This is a genomic window from Clostridia bacterium (assembly GCA_024653205.1).
GTDB lineage: Bacteria > Bacillota > DSM-521 > Neomoorellales > SLTJ01 > JANLFO01.
Map to the genome: position 1 here is coordinate 18,501 of JANLFO010000023.1, position 16,287 is coordinate 34,787.

The window sequence follows — 16,287 nt, forward strand, 5'->3', positions numbered from 1 at the left end:
GTTTTATCCCCATTATCCACAAGGCGGGCACCGCCCTCCGTACACCTTATCCACATAGAAAAGCCTCCAGGCCGAGACCGGGAATCGCCTCTAGATAAAGATCGGCGGTGCGTCCCTGTTGATACAGGAAGTGGGCGGCGGCGGCAACCATGGCGCCGTTGTCCGTGCAGAGGTCCCGAGGAGGGAGGGTGAGTTCCCAGCCCTCCAGGCGGGCTTTTTCCTCCAGGGCGCGGCGCAAGGCGCCGTTCGCCGCCACCCCGCCGGCGACGGTCAGACTCTCCAGATCGAACCGGTGCATGGCCCGGGAGACTTTTTCCACCAGCACCTCTACCACCGCCGCCTGAAAGGAGGCGGCCACATCCTCCAGAACCGGAGAATCTCCTGCCTCCTGACGCCGGCGGTAGAAATTCACCACCGCCGTCTTCAGGCCGCTGAAACTGAAGTCCAGGCTGTCCGGGGCCAGCAGGACCCGGGGAAAGGAAAAGGCCCCGGGGTCACCCTTTGCGGCCAGCTTTTCCAGCGCCGGGCCTCCCGGGTAACCCAGGCCGAGAAAACGGGCCACCTTGTCGAAGGCCTCTCCGGCCGCATCGTCCAGCGTGCGGCCGACCACCCGGACCCGGACGTGGTCCTCCCAGTAGAGCAGCAGGGTGTGCCCGCCGGAGGCCAAAAGGCACAGAGCCGGAAGCCGGAGGCCCGGACGGGCCAGCCAGCAGGAGTAAACGTGCCCCAGCACATGGTGCACCGGAATCAGGGGAAGTTTCAAGGCGTAGGCCAGCGCCTTGGCCGCCGCCACCCCCACCAGCAGAGCCCCCACCAGGCCCGGCCCCTGGGTAACGGCTATGGCGTCCAGTTCGGAGAGGCTGACGCCCGCCTCCTCCACCGCCCGGGCCAGGATCCGGGGAAGGCTGATCAGGTGGGCCCGGGAGGCCATCTCCGGTACCACTCCTCCGTACGCCCGGTGTATCTCCGCCTGGGAGGCTACCAGGTTGCTCCTCAGTATCCGTCCGTCGCCGACGATGCCCACGCCGCTGTCGTCGCAGGAGGTGTCTATTCCCAGGATGTGAAGCAAGGTTTTCAGCCTCCTCGCGGCTCCGTTACCCGGTCCGGTCCGAGTGCGCGGTCCCCCGGGCGCAGCGAACGTCGCATGATGATGGCGTCCTCACCGGTGTCCTCGTAGTAACCCGGCCGCACCCCTACCGGCGCGAAACCCAGCTGCCGGTAAAGTCCCTGGGCGACGGCGTTGGAAACCCGGACTTCCAGGCTGACCTCCTGCGTTCCCCGGTCCCGCGCCTGGCGGAGGAGGTGGGCCAGCAGTCTCCTGCCTATGCCCCGGCCGCGGAAGGCCGGGTGAACGGCCAGGGTGGTTATATGCGCTTCGTCCAGTATGATCCACATGCCGGCGTACCCTACCACCCGGTGGTTCCACAGAGCCACTATGTAGTAGGCCAGATCGTTCTGGTGGATCTCGCTCAGGAAGGCCTGGCGGCGCCAGGGGGTAGGGAAGGAGCTCCGTTCGATCTCCAGCACCCCGTCCAGATGGTAGGCCTGCATCCTCTCGATGTGCAGCGGAAGCAGAGAGCTCATCCTTTCTGCCGGGTGATGCCCGGCGGCCGCAAGTAAAGGGGCTGGAGGCGGAAGGGATCGTCACGGCGGCCGGCGGCCAGCTTTCTGAGGCCCAGGTAGGCCACCTGGGAGGCCGTAAGCCGACGGTTGACCGGCGAAGCCAGCTTCAGCAGGGCGCCGGCCGAAGCGGCCGCCTCCACCACCGCCCGGGCCGCTTCTCCGGTGACCAGGACCTCTTCACCGTACTGCGCCAGCCTGGCCGCCAGAACCGCCGGGTCCAGGGCCGAGGTGGGCAACAAGTACTCCCACTCGTCCTCCCCGTCCCCGGCCGCCAGCAGGGCGGCGTAGACCTCGCCCGGCCGGGACCAGACCGCCGCGCAGATCGGGCCGGGAAAGGGTCCGGCAGCAGCGGCCACCGCTTCCAGGCTGGGTACGCCCACCACCGGGACGCCGGTGGCCAGGCTCAGGGCCTTGGCCGTGGCCAGCCCGATGCGCAGCCCGGTAAACGAACCCGGGCCCAGGGATACGGCCAGGCCTTCGATGCCTTCCGGCCCCATCCCCGCCTTCCCCAGGCACCAATCGATCAGGGATACCAGCTCGCGGCAGTGCTGCTGCTCCGCTCCCAGCCAGGCCTCGGCCAGCACCGCGTCTTCGGTGACCACCGCAGCTCCCACCGCGGTGCCCCCGGTTTCTATACCTAGGACCCGCACCGGCGTTTCAGCTCCTCCAGGAGCCGGGTGGGCCCTTCGCCCCGGGCCTCGAACCGCAGCACCCGCCGGCTTTCTTCCGAACCCGGCTCAATGTCCACCCACAGGTATTGGGGCGGAAGCAGGGGGCCCAGCTTTTCCGGCCATTCTACCAGAGTTACCCCCCGACCCAGGTACTCGGTCAGGCCGAGATCCCAAACCGCTTCCGGCTCGAGGCGGTACAGATCCAGATGGTAGACGGCCAGCCGGCCCCGGTATTCGTGCACCAGGGTAAAGCTGGGGCTGGTCACCGGCTCGCCGACGCCTAGCCCCCGGGCGATCCCCTGGGCCAGGGTAGTCTTGCCGGCACCCAGGTCCCCGCGCAGGCAGATAACCAGGCCCTCCTGGGCCACCTCGCCCAGGCACCGGCCGACCCGGCGCGTCTCTTCCGGGCTAGAAACCGTTACTCCCCACAAGTGCACCGCTCCCGTCAAGATTGTAGCCGTCTGGGTTATCCCCGGGGCAGTGCAGGCGCCGGAAGCGCCGACCCTTACCCCCCGGCATGGTTCGTCGCCCCCGACCGGAATCCTCCTGCTTCTCAGGAGCAACGGCCCACGGGCGCGCCCAGGTGCTCGGAGATCAGCTGCATGGCGCAGTAGTCCCCGCACATGGAACAGGTTCTTACCTCTTCCCGGTTGTACGCCCGGCGGCCGGTCCGGGCCGCCTCGGGGTCGATGGCCAGGCGGCACTGCTCCTCCCAATCCAGAGCCTTGCGCGCCCGGGACATGGCCCGGTCCCACTCCCAGGCCCCGGGCAATCCCTTGGCCAGATCGGCGGCGTGGGCGGCGATGCGCGCCGCTATTACCCCCTGCCGCACCTCTTCCGGGCCGGGCAGACCCAGGTGCTCGGAGGGAGTGACGTAGCAGAGGAAGTCCGCTCCGGCGGCTGCCGCCAGGGCTCCGCCGATAGCGGCGGCAATGTGGTCGTAACCCGCAGCCACGTCGGTGACCAGCGGCCCCAGTACGTAGAAAGGAGCCTCGCGGCAGAGTTTCTTTTCGAGCTTCACGTTGGCCGCGATGTCCGGCAGGGGCACGTGTCCCGGGCCTTCTACCATTACCTGTACCCCCGCCTCCCGGGCGCGGTCCACCAACTCGCCCAAGACCAGCAGCTCCTGCACCTGAGCCCGATCGGTGGCGTCGGCCACGCTTCCCGGCCGCAGGCCGTCCCCCAGGCTTAAGGTCACGTCGTGGCGGCGGGCGATTTCCAGCAGCCGGTCGTAATGGGCGTAAAGGGGGTTCTCCGCCTGGTGGTGCAGCATCCAGGCCGCCGTGAAGGCCCCGCCCCGGCTGACGATATCTATCAGCCGCCCCTGCCGCGTGAGCCGCTCCAGGCCGGCGGCGGTCAGGCCGCAGTGCACGGTCATGAAGTCCACCCCGTCTGCCGCCTGTTCCTCGATGACGGCGAACAGCTCCTCCACCGTGAGCTTGATCATGGCGCCGTGCTCCTCGCGCGCCCGCACCATGGCCTGGTAAACGGGAACCGTACCCAGGGGCACGGGACAGGCGGCAAGCATCTCCTGCCGGCACCGCACCAGATCCGGGCCGGTGCTGAGATCCATCACCGTGTCCGCGCCTGAGGCCAGCGCCACGGCCAGCTTCTGCTTCTCCTCCTCCAGGGAGCCGGCCAGGGAGGAGGTGCCGAGGTTGGCATTGACCTTGATCCTCACTCCGGCCCCAATGGCGGTAGGCAAAGGCCGGTGCCGCGGGTTTAAAGGCAGTACCACCCGCCCCTCGGCCAGGTTGCGGGCCAGGGTTTCCGGCCCCACACCTTCCCTTTGGGCCGCCTGCTCTACTTCCGGGCTGACCTCGCCCCGCCGGGCCTTTTCCAGCTGGGTCAAGCCGATTCACCTCCCTGTGTAAGCACCGACCGCAGCGCCGCGGTCGCCTCCCTTACGTTATCCGCACCTACCACGGCGCCGATCACGGCCACCGTGTCCGCGCCGGCGGCCAGTACCCGGGCGGCGTTATCCGCGTTGATCCCCCCGATGGCCACCAGGGGCAGGCTCACCCCGGCCCTGACCCGCGCCAAACCCTCCAGGCCCACCACCGGGCCGGCATCCGGCTTGGTGGCGGTGGGAAAAATCGGGCCCAGAGAGACGTAATCGGCTCCGGCTGCCTCGGCCGCCAGGGCCTCCTCAAGAGTATCCACCGAGAGCCCGATGATCCTGCCCGGGCCCAGAAGCCGGCGGGCGGCCTCCAGGGGGAGGTCATCCTGGCCCAGGTGAACGCCGTCGGCGCCCAGGGCCCGGGCTATGTCTGCCCGGTCGTTGACCAGGAAAGGCACCCCCCGGCGGCGGCAGAGTTCCAGCATGTTCCGGCCCACCTCCAGCAGGCGGCGGGCCGGCCAGGTCTTGGCCCGCAGCTGTATGACTTCCGCTCCGCCCGCCAAGACCTCCCCGGTTACCTCCTCCAGGGGCCGCCGACCGGCCACCTCGGCATCCACGATCACGTAAAGCCTACCCAACTTCATGCTCTCACTTCCCGGAATAAAAAATCCCACCTGCCCTCGGTGGGAAAACCGGCGATTCTCCCCGTCCCTCCGCTGGCATTACCCAGATCAGGTTCCAAGGGTTGGCGTCAAGCCTCTCAGCCTTTCGGCACCCCCGGGGTCGTAACCCTGTTCGGCTGGCGTATCCCCACTTTGCCCTGGCCGTCCTCGTTCCCCCGGCACCGGTCGCCTCGCCGGACGGAAGGCCCTTGCGCCCTGCCTTGCGGCGGGTACCGCACCGGCACCCGTCCGCAGCCGGTCCGTACCCGGCAGAACTCTGGGCACCCGGTGAAACCGGAACTGTGGCCAAAACGGGGATATCTCAGCCCGTTACCTATTCGGTTCCTCGCCGCCCGGTGCAGGCGGCAACAAAGGCCCTGAAAAGCCTCAGCTGCCTATCGTCCCGCTCCCACATCCTCTCCGGGTGCCACTGTACCCCCACCACGAAGCCCCGGTCTACCGCCTCTACCGCCTCCACCACCCCGTCCGCCGCGTGCGCACTTGCTCTGAAACCCGGGGCCACCCGCCGCAGCGCCTGGTGATGGAAGGTGTTTACCCGCAGTTCTTCGCAACCGTAGATCCGGGCCACCAGACTGCCCGGCACGAGCCTCACCTTATGCGTACCGTACCAGTCCGGCGCCTCCTGCTCGTGCTGCAGAGCCCGTGGATATTCCCGGTTCAGGTCCTGATACAGGTCACCGCCGGCGAATACGTTCAGCACCTGTACCCCCCGACAGATGGCCAGGATCGGCTTGTCGCGTCCCACCACCTGCTCCAGCAATGCCAGCTCAAAACGGTCTCGTTCCGGGCAGATGGTCCGCGAGCCCCGTGGTTCGGCCCCGAAGTACACCGGGTCCAGGTCCGGCCCGCCGGAAAGCATGAGTCCGTCGATCGCTTCCGCCGCCCCCGGAGCCAGGACCGGATCGAGAGGAGGGAGCACCACCGGCAGGCCTCCGGCGGCCGCTATTGCCGCCGGGTAACCCCGGTGCAACACCGCCCGGGTACGGTCCGGGTCGAACCCGGCGGTTATGCCCACTACCGGCCTCATGACGCCGCCACCTAGAGCTCCACCAGACCCAGGCTCACCTCGATGGCGTGGTTTACCTTAAGCATGGTCTCCTCGTCCAAGAAGGAGACTTTCTGCTTAAGCCGGCTCTTGTCGATGGTCCTTATCTGTTCCAGCAGGATGACCGAATCCCTCTCTAACCCGCTCCGGTCGGCGGCAATCTCCACGTGAGTGGGGAGCTTGGCTTTGTTTATCTGGGAGGTAATGGCAGCCACAATGGTGGTGGGACTGTACTGGTTACCGATGTCGTTCTGAATGACAAGCACGGGCCGGGTGCCACCCTGCTCGGAGCCCACTACCGGATTCAGTTGGGCGTAAAATATGTCCCCGCGACGCACCAGCATGTTCGTTCCTTGCGGCCGGCTACAGAGAGGCGAAGTCGGCCTCGTAGCGGCCTTGCGCCTCTTCCTCCAACACGTAGTGCTCCTGGGCCAGGGCCAGGTTCAGGGAGGCCATTTCCTGGTAACCGCGTTTCATCTGCTCGCGCACGCTGCGCTTCTTCCTCTCCGCTATATATACTCTCATGGCCTCGCGAATGAATTCGCTGCGGTTCCGCCGGTCCACGGCTGCCAGGCCGTCCACTTCCTCCAGAAGGCTTTGCGGCAGGCTGATCATGATACGCCGAACCCCTGGCACAAAAGCACCCCCCGGCCGGGTTAAAGGTAAAAGTCTATACCAGATTATATACGCTGGAGCCAGCATAGGCAAGCAAAACCAACACCGACTTATTTGCTTCGTGCAGTTATTGCGGTTAAGGAGTACGTCTGGCGCGGCAGTTGCCATTGGTGGGGTCCCCGTCCGAACAGATCGTAGACGGCGTTGAGGATGACCCTGGCCGACCTACCCAGTTCGAGCTCACTGCGGTACAATGCACGAATTACGTCCTTCCACTTAGTCGCCTCTCGAGGTCCAACTAGTAGGCCTTGATCACCCTTAGTTTAGGGTGGGGAACATACTGGAAATCGTCGGGGTTGGTAGTGTAAAGCGGCAGGTCCCTGACTATCGCCGTAGCGGCTATGTAGCAGTCCTCAATGTGGTGCGTCCGGTATTCCGCCGACATCCGGCTGAGATAGCCGGCAACCGCGGCGATCCGTCGCGTAGTGGCTATGAAGTGGCAAATTCGCGGCAGGTACGTTGTGATCCGATGCTCTTCCTGAAGCGACTGAGGATATTGCAGCAACTCCTTAAACGTATGGACCGATATGTAGAGATCGATATTAGACCGTAAGGCGCCCTCGATGAGTGCTACCGCTATAGCCGATTGAACGGCCTGATGACCCTTCAGGCGGCTCTTGCGCCTGGCGCGGAAGTAATCCACCAACACGCCGGTATCGAGAAGGATCCGATCATGCATACTCCCGGCGGTCGAAGAAAGAAGTGTCCTTGTTTGCCCACATCCCACGAAGCTTCCGGGCCGCCTTTAATCTGTCCCTGGGAGTCAAGCGCGCAACTACTCGGGTTACTCGCACATAGCCTCTTCTCCTTGCCTTACGGGTTTTCATTTTCCTCCTCCTCGATGGCCTTGATCAGCCTGGGCCATATTAAGCCAGTTGCAATATCGCCTAGACGCCCATGCCGCGGTGCGGCGCCAGCAGAAGAATGAAAATGGCACTGCCCGGCCTATTGCTACATTGAAGCTAGGGCTTGTATAACCGGGGAACCCGGGGGCCTACCTGGCAGAGTACCTCGTAGCTGATGGTGCCCATCTTCTCCGCCAGTTCTTCCACGGGCAAACTAGTCTCACCCTGGCGGCCGAAAAGCACTGCCTCGTCTCCTTCGGCCGCCTCCGGCACGTCGGTCACGTCCACCAGGATGTGGTCCATGCACACCCGCCCTACCACCGGTGCCCGGCGGCCCCGGACCAGGACTTCCGCCCGGTTGGAGAGCAGGCGGCCGTAGCCGTCGGCGTAGCCCACGGGCAGGGTGGCGATGCGGCTGGGGCGGGAGGTAACAAAGGTGCGGCCGTAGCTCAGGGGGGTGCCTCCGGGCACCTCCTTGAGGAAGACTATGCGCGCCTTGAAGGACATGGCGGGTACCAGGCGTACCGGAAGCCTGCGGCCGCCTTCTCCGGGGTAGAGGCCGTAAAGGGCCAGTCCGGGTCTGACCAGGTCGAGGTGGGTCTGGGGGAAAAGCAGGGTGGCAGCACTGTTGGCGGCGTGCCGAAAGGCAAAACGCAGGCCCCCCTTCTCCAGTTCCCTCAACACCTCGCGGAAACGCCCATGCTGCTCCAGCGTGAAGGAGGGGTCCGGCTCATCCGCGCAGGCAAAGTGGGTGAAGATGCCCTCGGGCTCCAACTCCGGGTGACCCAGGGCCTCGATGATCTCCTGCACCCCGCGGTTCTCCCAGGAGAAACCCAGGCGCCCCATACCGGTATCCACCTTGACGTGTACCTTGACCCGCCGGCCCGCCTCTCTGGCCGCCCGCACCAGATCGGGCACCTGCCGGGGACTGTAGAGGGTAAGGCTTACCTCCCGGCGGATGGCCTCGGCCATCACCCGCGGCGGGGTGTGGCCCAAGACCAGTACCGGCAAATTCAAACCCAGTTCTCTCAGCCGGAAAGCTTCTTCCGGCACGGCCACCGCCAGCCATTCGGCCCCGGCTGCGGCCACGGTACGGGCCACCTCGTCCAGACCGTGGCCGTAGGCGTTGGCCTTCACCACGGCCATTATTTTGACCGCCGGTCCGATCAGCCGGCGGATCTCGCCCAGATTATGGACTATGGTCTTCAGGTCCACTTCCGCCCATACCGGGCGGAAGGAAGCATCGGGCATCTAGTCTACTCCTTCCGTTTGCTTGAGCACCCGCGGCAGGTAGGCCAGAAGGTCGCCGGCGGTAAGAGCCCGCTGGCCCCGTTCGGCGAGCGCGGCGTCGCCGGCGGCGCCGTGAAGGTGGGCGGCCGCGGCCGCCGCCTCTTCGGCCGGCATCCCCTGGGCCAGAAAACCGGAAATGATGCCGGTAAGTACGTCCCCGCTGCCACCGGTGGCCATGCCGGGGTTACCCGTGGCTATGAGGTAGGTGGCTCCGGAGGGCGAGGCCACCACCGTACGGGCCCCCTTGAGCACCACCGTTACCCCCCAGTCGCGGGCCGCCCGCTCGGCGGTGCCGATACGGTCTTCCTGGACCCGGGCGGAACTGGTTTCCAGCAGCCGGGCCATTTCGCCCGGATGCGGGGTCAGTACCGCCGGCACCCGGACTTCGCGCAGCACGCCCAGGTGGCCGGCCAGGGCGTTGAGCCCGTCGGCATCCAGCACCAGGGGGCAGCGCAGGCGGGGGAGGAGCTGGCGGACCAGGCTCTGCGTGCCCGGGTGCCTGCCCAGGCCCGGACCGAGGGCCACGGCCTGGCAGCGCCGGGAGAACTCTTCTACGGCGGCCAGGGCCTCGGAACCCTGCAGTACCTCGCCCCCGGGTAAGGGCAGGGTCATGACCTCCAGCGTTTTCTCTTCCAGCACGGAATGGAGGGCGGCCGGAACCGCCGCCGTGACCAGGCCCGCCCCGCTGCGCAGCGCCCCCTCGGCGGCCATTACCACCGCCCCGGTCAGGCCGGGAGAGCCTCCCACCACCAGCACGTGGCCGTAGTCGCCCTTGTGGCTCCAGGGTCGGCGGGGCCGCAGTCTTTCCCGCACCCACTCCTCGGTGACCAGTTCCCGGTTCAGCGGCTGGGCACCTACCAGAGCCTGCGGAATGCCTATGTCCGCCACCACCACCCGACCCACGTGCGCCGCTCCCGGATACAGGTAAAGACCCAGCTTGGGCAGGGCAAAGGTCACGGTATAGGTGGCGGAAACGCAGGGCCCGTTTACCCGCCCGGTGTCCGCCTCCAGGCCCGAAGGCAGGTCCACGGCCGCCACCGGCACCCGCGACTGGGACAGCATCTCGATAACCCTGGCCGCCAGGCCCGAGGCCGCGCCCCTAAAGCCGGTTCCGTAGATGGCGTCTACAGCCAGCTCGGCGTAAAGGAGCGACACGTCCACCCTCTGCAGATCCTTGTCCTCCAGCAGCGGGAAGAGCTTCCCCCCCATCTTCTGATAGATGGCCAGGTTTACCGCTGCGTCGCCCCGCACCTCCTCCGGCCGGGCCAGGAGGAAAACCTTCACCTCGGCTCCGGCATTGAGCAGGTGGCGCCCCACCACCAGCCCGTCCCCGCCGTTATTGCCCTTTCCGGCGAAGATCAGAACCCGTCTTCCCCGCAGATGCTCGGAGAAATGGCGGCGGATCACCTCCAGCACCCGCAGGCCGGCGTTTTCCATCAGGAGCAGGGTGGGTATCCCGTACTCGCTGCTGCTGAGCCGGTCCAATCGACCCATTTCCTCGGCCGTTACCAGTTTCACGCTCTTACCCCCTCTCGGCCACCACCACGGCCAGGGCGTAGTCGCGGCCGTGGCTGAGCGACAGGTGCCAGGATGCGACGCCGAGTTCGGCCGCCCGCCGGCGCGCCGCACCTTCCAGCCGCAGGATGGGCCTGCCCGCCGCATCGGTCCTGACCTCGATGTCCGACCAGCGACACGAGCCTAAACCTACGCCCAGGGCCTTGAGCACCGCCTCCTTGGCCGCCAGGCGCGCCGCCAGCGAGGCCGCCGGCCGGCCCCGGGCCAGGCAGTACTCCTGCTCGGCCGCAGTGAAAAGCCGGCGGAGAAAGCGGGCGCCGTACCGTCGCCAGGCCCGCTCCACGCGCTCGATCTCCACCAGGTCCACGCCCACGCCGCCTACCGGGGACACCGTTCTCCCTCCGGCTACTCCACGGTAACGCTCTTGGCCAGGTTCCGGGGCTGGTCCACATCGCAGCCCCTGGCCACGGCGGCGTGGTAGGCCAGAAGCTGCAGGGGCACCACCGCCACCGCCGGTGCCAGCCAGCCCGGACATTCGGGCAGGGCCAAGACCGCGTCCGCCACTTCGGACCAGACTCCGCGGTCCGAACCGGGAGCCAGGGCCACCAGGTAGCCGCCCCGGGCCTTGACCTCCTTGGCGTTGCTTATGATCTTGTCCCGCAGCTCCGACTGCGTGGCCACCGCCACCACCGGCACTCCCTGCTCGATGAGTGCCAGAGGACCGTGCTTTAGTTCACCGGCAGCATAGGCTTCGGCGTGAAGGTAGGAAATCTCCTTCAGCTTGAGTGCTCCTTCCATGGCTACCGGATAGTCAAGCCCCCGGCCGATGAAAAAACAATTAGGGTGAAGGCCGAAGGCCGGGACCAACTCCTGCACCCGGCCGGACAGTTCCAGCACCTCTTCTATGCGGGCGGGCAAACCGTCCAACAGGCCCACCCGTTCCCCGTCGTCGGTCCGGTCCGGACGGCGGACCCGGCGGAGGTAAAGAGCCAGCAAGGTAAGCACCAGCAGCTGCGTTACGAAGGCCTTGGTGGAGGCCACGGCGATTTCCGGACCCGCGCGGGTATAGAGCACCGCCTCGGCCTCCCGGGCGATGGAACTGCCCACTACGTTCACCACGCCCAGAGTAAATGCACCCCGCCTGCGGGCTTCCCTCAGGGCCGCCAAAGTATCGGCCGTTTCACCCGACTGGCTCACCAACACCACCAGGGTCCGGGGCCCGATTAGGGGGTTACGGTAACGAAACTCCGAGGCCAGTTCGGCCTGTGCCGGCAGCCCGGCCAGGGCCTCGATCAGCCTCTGGCCCACCAGGCCGGCGTGGTAGGCGGTGCCGCAGGCCACTATGACCGCCTTATCCACTTCCGACAGCCGCCCGGAGTAGGAGCCCAGTTCCGGGAGCAGAACCTGCCCGGCCTGGTGGTCGAGCCGGCCTCGCAGAGCGTCCCGGGCCGCCTGCGGCTGCTCGTGGATCTCCTTCAGCATGAAGTGGGGGTAGCCGCCCTTTTCCGCCGCCTGAGGTTCCCAGTTTACGAAGAAGACCTCCTTTTCTGCCGGACGTCCCCGCAAGTCCAGCACCCGCACCTCGTCCCGGTGCAGGTCTGCCGCTTCGTAGTCGGAAAGCACCAGCGTCCGCCGGGTATGGGGGAGGAGGGCGGGAATGTCCGAGGCCAGGAAGTTCTCGCCGTCGCCCAACCCCACCACCAGGGGGCTGTCCTTGCGCAGGGCGACAATCCGGCCCGGTTCGGCCTGGCAGATTACCGCCAAGGCATACGACCCCTCCAGCCGTCCTGCCGCCTCCAGCACCGCTTCCAGCAGGTCGCCCTGATAATAATGCTCCACCAGGTGGGGAAGGACTTCGGTATCGGTATCGGAAACCAGGCGGTGACCTTCGGCGGCAAGCCACCGGCGCAGTTCACCGTAATTCTCGATGATGCCGTTATGCACCACCGCCACGCGCTGCCCGCAGTCGGTATGCGGATGGGCGTTGCAGTCCGTGGGCTCGCCGTGCGTGGCCCACCGGGTGTGTCCGATCCCCAGGCTTCCGCTCAGCCGGGGTAGCTGCTGCAGCGTCCGTCCCAAGCGTTCCAGCTTGCCCGCCGACTTTACCACCTTGATGCCCTGGCCGTCAAGAACCGCCAGGCCTGCCGAATCGTATCCTCGGTATTCCAGGCGGCGCAGGCCGTCCAGCAAGATAGAAACCGCGTCCTGCCCGCCGACGTATCCCACAATACCGCACATCGCCGGGTAATCCTCCTTCCTGTCCGCCCAAAGGGAGTCCTCGCCCTCGCCTTCGGGATTGCTTCTCCCCAGATCTCTCCAGAGCGTATCGGGATTCCCGGCCTCACCTGGTGCCCTTTGTTCCCCGATTGCTCGGGGGTTTTGTAGCACCGCTTACGGCCGTGAGCGGCCGAGGGGCATCCGCCGAATACTTCGATTAACCCCTTCCTCGTCAACCCGGGTCGGTTCCTGAGTTGTCCCCAGTTTCCGCCGACAGTCCTGGTTTCCCCGAGTACCTAAAGCCTCGCCGGGCACCGAACTCGGCGAGAGCAAGGGTGGAGGCGGGCCGAAGGCCACGGATGGCCGAAGCCGCGCCGGCGCCACGGATGGCGCCTAAGCGGGGAGCCCGTCGGAGCCCGAAGCTCGAGCCCTAGTTCGGTCGGCGAAGCGACCGGTACGAGGGGAAACAGGACTGCCGGCGAGGAAAAGGTGGGATCCGGCGCGGGAACGGAGCCTGCGGTTGACAGCGTTGGGCCGAGGTGATAACATTTACAGGTGTGTGCCGGAGGGAGCCAGGAATGGATTACGAAAGGCTTAGGCAGGCTCGCAAACGTATTGTGGGCACCAAGCAGACCACCAAGGCCGTCCAGCGCAATCAGGTCAAGGTGGTATACGTGGCGGCAGATGCCGAGGAGAAGGTCGTAGGTCCGCTCTTGGCCCTCTGCAAGGAGAAAAACGTGGAGGTAATAACCGTAGACTCCATGGCCGAGCTGGGCAAGGCCTGCGGTATACAGGTAGGCTCTGCAGCGGCAGCTATTTTGGAAGAGGCGGAGAGTCAGGCATAGATAGGGGGTGCAGGGATTGCCCACCATACAGCAACTGGTACGCGAGAGCCGGGAAAAGGTAGAGCGTAAGTCGTCTGCGCCGGCGCTGAAGGGTTCACCGCAGAAGCGCGGAGTGTGCACGCGGGTATATACCACCACGCCGAAGAAGCCCAATTCGGCACTCCGCAAGGTGGCGCGGGTGAGGCTCACCAATGGAGTAGAGGTGACCGCCTACATTCCCGGGATTGGACACAACCTGCAAGAGCACTCGGTGGTGCTGGTGCGGGGCGGACGGGTTAAGGATTTGCCCGGCGTGCGCTACCACATCATCCGGGGTACTTTGGATGCGGCGGGAGTGCAGAACCGTTTTCGCGGTCGCTCCAAGTACGGGGCCAAGCGTCCGAAGAAGAAATAGGCAAGGAGGAAAAACCGATGCCGCGTAGAGGTCCGGCACGCAGGCGAGAGGTAGAGCCAGATCCCAAATACAACAGCGTGAAAGTAGCCAAGCTCATCAACCAGGTAATGAAGGACGGCAAGAAGAGCCTGGCGCAGAAAATCTGCTATCGAGCCTTTGAGATTCTGGAGGCCAAGACCGGGCGTCACGCGCTGGAGGTGTTCGAGCAGGCTCTCAAGAACACCATGCCGGTTCTGGAGACCAAGTCGCGCCGGGTAGGCGGGGCTACCTACCAGGTACCGGTGGAGGTGCGGCCGGACCGGCGCCAGACGCTGGCCATTCGCTGGATCGTGAGTTACGCCCGTGAGCGTTCGGGAAAGAGCATGGAGGAGAAACTGGCTGCGGAATTGTTGGACGCCGCCAACGGTACCGGTGGGGCGGTGAAGAAGCGCGAGGACACCCACCGCATGGCCGAGGCCAACCGGGCCTTTGCCCATTACCGCTGGTAGGACCCCAGGCTGCGGCCGGGGCAAAAGGAGGTGAGTATAGGTGCGTGAGTATCCCCTGGAGCGAATGCGGAACATAGGTATTATGGCCCATATAGACGCCGGGAAGACCACAACTACCGAGCGGATCCTGTACTACACCGGTCGGGTGCACAGAATGGGAGAAGTGCACGACGGTGCGGCCACCATGGACTGGATGGTGCAGGAACAGGAGCGGGGCATCACTATTACTTCGGCCGCCACTACCTGTCTGTGGAAAGAATGCTGCATTAATATCATTGATACGCCCGGGCACGTGGACTTTACCGTGGAGGTTGAACGCTCCCTGCGCGTGCTGGACGGGGCGGTGGCCATTTTTTGCGCCGTGGGTGGCGTGGAGCCGCAGTCGGAGACGGTATGGAGGCAGGCGGACCGTTACCGGGTTCCGCGGATAGCTTATATAAACAAGATGGATCGAGTAGGGGCGGACTTCTTCCGGGTGGTCACCATGATGGTCGGCCGCCTGGGAACCAATCCGGTACCCGTACAGCTTCCTCTCGGCAAGGAAGAAGGATTCCGGGGCGTAATCGATCTTATTCGGAGGCAGGCGGTGGTGTGGACGGACGAACTGGGCCTGGAGTATCATGAGGAGCCCGTTCCGGAAGAATACCGGGAACTGGTAGAGGAGTACCGCAATCGCCTGCTGGAGATCGTGGCCGAAAGTGAGGAGGGGTTGCTGGTCAAGTACCTGGAGGGCGAGGAATTAACCGAGGAGGAAATCAAGCGGGGCCTGCGTAAGGCCACCCTGGAGCTTAAGGCCGTGCCGGTCTTATGCGGTTCCTCCTTCAAGAACCGGGGCGTACAGCCGCTTCTGGACGCGGTGGTAAGCTATCTCCCGGCTCCCACGGACGTGGCCGCGGTTAGAGGTAGGGATCCCGAGACCGGAGAGGAAGAGGCGCGTTTGAGCAGCGACGACGAGCCTTTGAGCGCCCTGGCCTTCAAGATTATGGCCGACCCTTATGTGGGCAAGCTGACCTTCATTCGCGTGTACTCGGGAACCCTCAAGGCCGGATCCTATGTGTACAACTCCACCAAGGGCAGGCGCGAGCGGGTCGCCCGGGTGCTGCGCATGCATGCCAACCACCGGGAGGACGTGGGTCAGGCCTTTGCCGGAGACATCGTGGCCGTGGTGGGCCTCAAGGATACCACTACCGGCGATACCCTCTGCAGCCAGGAGGACCCCATTCTTCTGGAATCCATGCAGTTCCCGGAACCGGTTATCTCCGTGGCCATCGAGCCCAAGACCAAGGCAGACCAGGAGAAGATGGGGCTGGCTCTGCAGAGGCTGGCCGAGGAGGATCCCACCTTTCGGGTCCATACCGATCCGGATACCGGCGAGACTCTCATCTCCGGCATGGGCGAGCTGCATCTCGAGATCCTGGTGGATCGACTTACCCGAGAGTTCAACGTCCAGGCCAGGGTGGGCCGGCCGCAGGTGGCCTACAAGGAAACTATCACCCGGCCGGCGCGGGCAGAAGGCAAGTTCATCCGGCAAACCGGTGGCAGGGGGCAGTACGGTCATATCTGGCTGGAAATCAGTCCCCAAGAACGAGGCCGGGGGTTCAGCTTCGAGAGTAAGATCGTGGGCGGCGTTGTACCCAGGGAATACCTGCCCGCCGTGGAAGTCGGGGTTCGAGAAGCCATGGACACCGGAGTACTGGCCGGTTTCCCGATGATAGATGTGGCAGTGAAGGCAGTGGACGGCTCCTATCACGAGGTAGACTCCTCGGAGATGGCCTTTAAGATCGCCGGCTCTTTGGCCTTTAAGGAGGCAGCGCGCAAAGCCCATCCGGTACTCCTGGAACCGGTAATGCAAGTGGAGGTGGTGGTGCCGGAAGAATACATGGGCGACGTGCTTGGAGACCTGAATGCCCGGCGCGGGCAGATAGAGGGATTGGAAGAGCGGGGTAACGTCCAGGTTATTCGGGCCAGGGTGCCCCTGGCCGAGATGTTCGGCTACGCCACCGACCTGCGATCACTCACCCAGGGCCGGGCTACCTACGTGATGCAGTTCGATCGCTACGAGGAGGTTCCCGTGGCTCTGGCGGAAGAAATAATGGCCAAGAGGAGGTAAGCGAAGATGGGGAAGCAGAGATTTGAGCGGACGAAGCCGCATGTGA

The 16,287-nt window shown here is 65.3% G+C and carries 18 protein-coding genes and 1 riboswitch; of the genes, 4 read left to right on the forward strand and 14 right to left on the reverse strand.

Annotated features, from left to right (window positions below; all coding sequences use genetic code 11):
- Window positions 1–46 precede the first annotated feature (46 nt).
- The 14 genes from tsaD to glmS form a co-directional block, all read right to left on the reverse strand.
- Window positions 47–1,069, reverse strand: coding sequence for a tRNA (adenosine(37)-N6)-threonylcarbamoyltransferase complex transferase subunit TsaD (tsaD, locus tag NUV99_10345; GenBank protein MCR4420497.1), 1,023 nt, complete (start codon window positions 1,067–1,069; stop codon window positions 47–49).
- A gap of 5 nt (window positions 1,070–1,074) precedes the next feature.
- Window positions 1,075–1,584, reverse strand: a complete 510-nt coding sequence (rimI, locus tag NUV99_10350; protein ID MCR4420498.1) for a ribosomal protein S18-alanine N-acetyltransferase — start codon at window positions 1,582–1,584, stop codon at window positions 1,075–1,077.
- A complete protein-coding gene (gene tsaB, locus NUV99_10355; protein MCR4420499.1) occupies window positions 1,581–2,273 on the reverse strand; it encodes a tRNA (adenosine(37)-N6)-threonylcarbamoyltransferase complex dimerization subunit type 1 TsaB in 693 nt (230 codons plus the stop codon). Before tsaB ends, rimI begins: the two co-directional genes overlap by 4 nt.
- Complete coding sequence (tsaE, locus tag NUV99_10360; GenBank protein MCR4420500.1) at window positions 2,261–2,725, reverse strand: tRNA (adenosine(37)-N6)-threonylcarbamoyltransferase complex ATPase subunit type 1 TsaE; 465 nt, start codon at window positions 2,723–2,725, stop codon at window positions 2,261–2,263. Before tsaE ends, tsaB begins: the two co-directional genes overlap by 13 nt.
- Window positions 2,726–2,847: 122 nt before the next feature.
- Complete coding sequence (gene thiC, locus NUV99_10365) at window positions 2,848–4,146, reverse strand: phosphomethylpyrimidine synthase ThiC (GenBank protein ID MCR4420501.1); 1,299 nt, start codon at window positions 4,144–4,146, stop codon at window positions 2,848–2,850.
- Window positions 4,143–4,778 carry a thiamine phosphate synthase gene (gene thiE, locus NUV99_10370; protein MCR4420502.1) on the reverse strand — a complete coding sequence of 212 codons (636 nt, stop codon included), beginning with the start codon at window positions 4,776–4,778 and terminating at the stop codon, window positions 4,143–4,145. The genes thiC and thiE overlap by 4 nt, the downstream gene beginning before the upstream one ends.
- 46 nt (window positions 4,779–4,824) lie before the next feature.
- Window positions 4,825–4,923, reverse strand: a riboswitch (TPP riboswitch).
- Between the two features lie 207 nt (window positions 4,924–5,130).
- Window positions 5,131–5,844 (reverse strand): gamma-glutamyl-gamma-aminobutyrate hydrolase family protein, encoded by a 714-nt coding sequence (locus NUV99_10375; GenBank protein MCR4420503.1) that lies wholly within the window; start codon window positions 5,842–5,844, stop codon window positions 5,131–5,133.
- 11 nt (window positions 5,845–5,855) lie between these two features.
- Complete coding sequence (locus NUV99_10380) at window positions 5,856–6,206, reverse strand: type II toxin-antitoxin system PemK/MazF family toxin (GenBank protein MCR4420504.1); 351 nt, start codon at window positions 6,204–6,206, stop codon at window positions 5,856–5,858.
- 19 nt (window positions 6,207–6,225) lie between these two features.
- On the reverse strand, window positions 6,226–6,498 hold the full coding sequence (locus NUV99_10385; GenBank protein MCR4420505.1) for a ribbon-helix-helix protein, CopG family: 273 nt from the start codon (window positions 6,496–6,498) through the stop codon (window positions 6,226–6,228).
- A gap of 277 nt (window positions 6,499–6,775) precedes the next feature.
- The gene (locus tag NUV99_10390; GenBank protein ID MCR4420506.1) at window positions 6,776–7,216 is read right to left on the reverse strand and encodes a type II toxin-antitoxin system VapC family toxin; all 441 of its coding nucleotides are present in this window, start codon (window positions 7,214–7,216) and stop codon (window positions 6,776–6,778) included.
- 283 nt (window positions 7,217–7,499) lie between these two features.
- Window positions 7,500–8,633 (reverse strand): alanine racemase, encoded by a 1,134-nt coding sequence (alr, locus tag NUV99_10395; protein MCR4420507.1) that lies wholly within the window; start codon window positions 8,631–8,633, stop codon window positions 7,500–7,502.
- Window positions 8,634–10,190 (reverse strand): NAD(P)H-hydrate dehydratase, encoded by a 1,557-nt coding sequence (locus NUV99_10400; protein ID MCR4420508.1) that lies wholly within the window; start codon window positions 10,188–10,190, stop codon window positions 8,634–8,636. It lies immediately after the preceding gene.
- Window positions 10,191–10,194: 4 nt separating this feature from the next.
- Window positions 10,195–10,578, reverse strand: a complete 384-nt coding sequence (locus NUV99_10405) for a holo-ACP synthase (protein MCR4420509.1) — start codon at window positions 10,576–10,578, stop codon at window positions 10,195–10,197.
- 14 nt (window positions 10,579–10,592) lie between these two features.
- Window positions 10,593–12,425 (reverse strand): glutamine--fructose-6-phosphate transaminase (isomerizing), encoded by a 1,833-nt coding sequence (gene glmS, locus NUV99_10410; GenBank protein ID MCR4420510.1) that lies wholly within the window; start codon window positions 12,423–12,425, stop codon window positions 10,593–10,595.
- A 557-nt stretch (window positions 12,426–12,982) separates the two neighbouring features.
- On the opposite strand from glmS, the gene NUV99_10415 reads away from it, so the two are divergent.
- The 4 genes from NUV99_10415 to fusA are packed head-to-tail and all read left to right on the forward strand — an operon-like array spanning window position 12,983 to window position 16,241.
- The gene (locus NUV99_10415; GenBank protein ID MCR4420511.1) at window positions 12,983–13,249 is read left to right on the forward strand and encodes a ribosomal L7Ae/L30e/S12e/Gadd45 family protein; all 267 of its coding nucleotides are present in this window, start codon (window positions 12,983–12,985) and stop codon (window positions 13,247–13,249) included.
- A 16-nt stretch (window positions 13,250–13,265) separates the two neighbouring features.
- Complete coding sequence (gene rpsL / locus NUV99_10420; protein ID MCR4420512.1) at window positions 13,266–13,643, forward strand: 30S ribosomal protein S12; 378 nt, start codon at window positions 13,266–13,268, stop codon at window positions 13,641–13,643.
- A gap of 17 nt (window positions 13,644–13,660) precedes the next feature.
- Entirely contained in the window at window positions 13,661–14,131 is a 471-nt protein-coding gene (gene rpsG, locus NUV99_10425; protein MCR4420513.1) for a 30S ribosomal protein S7, read from the forward strand.
- 40 nt (window positions 14,132–14,171) lie between these two features.
- Window positions 14,172–16,241, forward strand: coding sequence for an elongation factor G (gene fusA / locus NUV99_10430; protein ID MCR4420514.1), 2,070 nt, complete (start codon window positions 14,172–14,174; stop codon window positions 16,239–16,241).
- The last annotated feature ends 46 nt before the right edge of the window (window positions 16,242–16,287 follow it).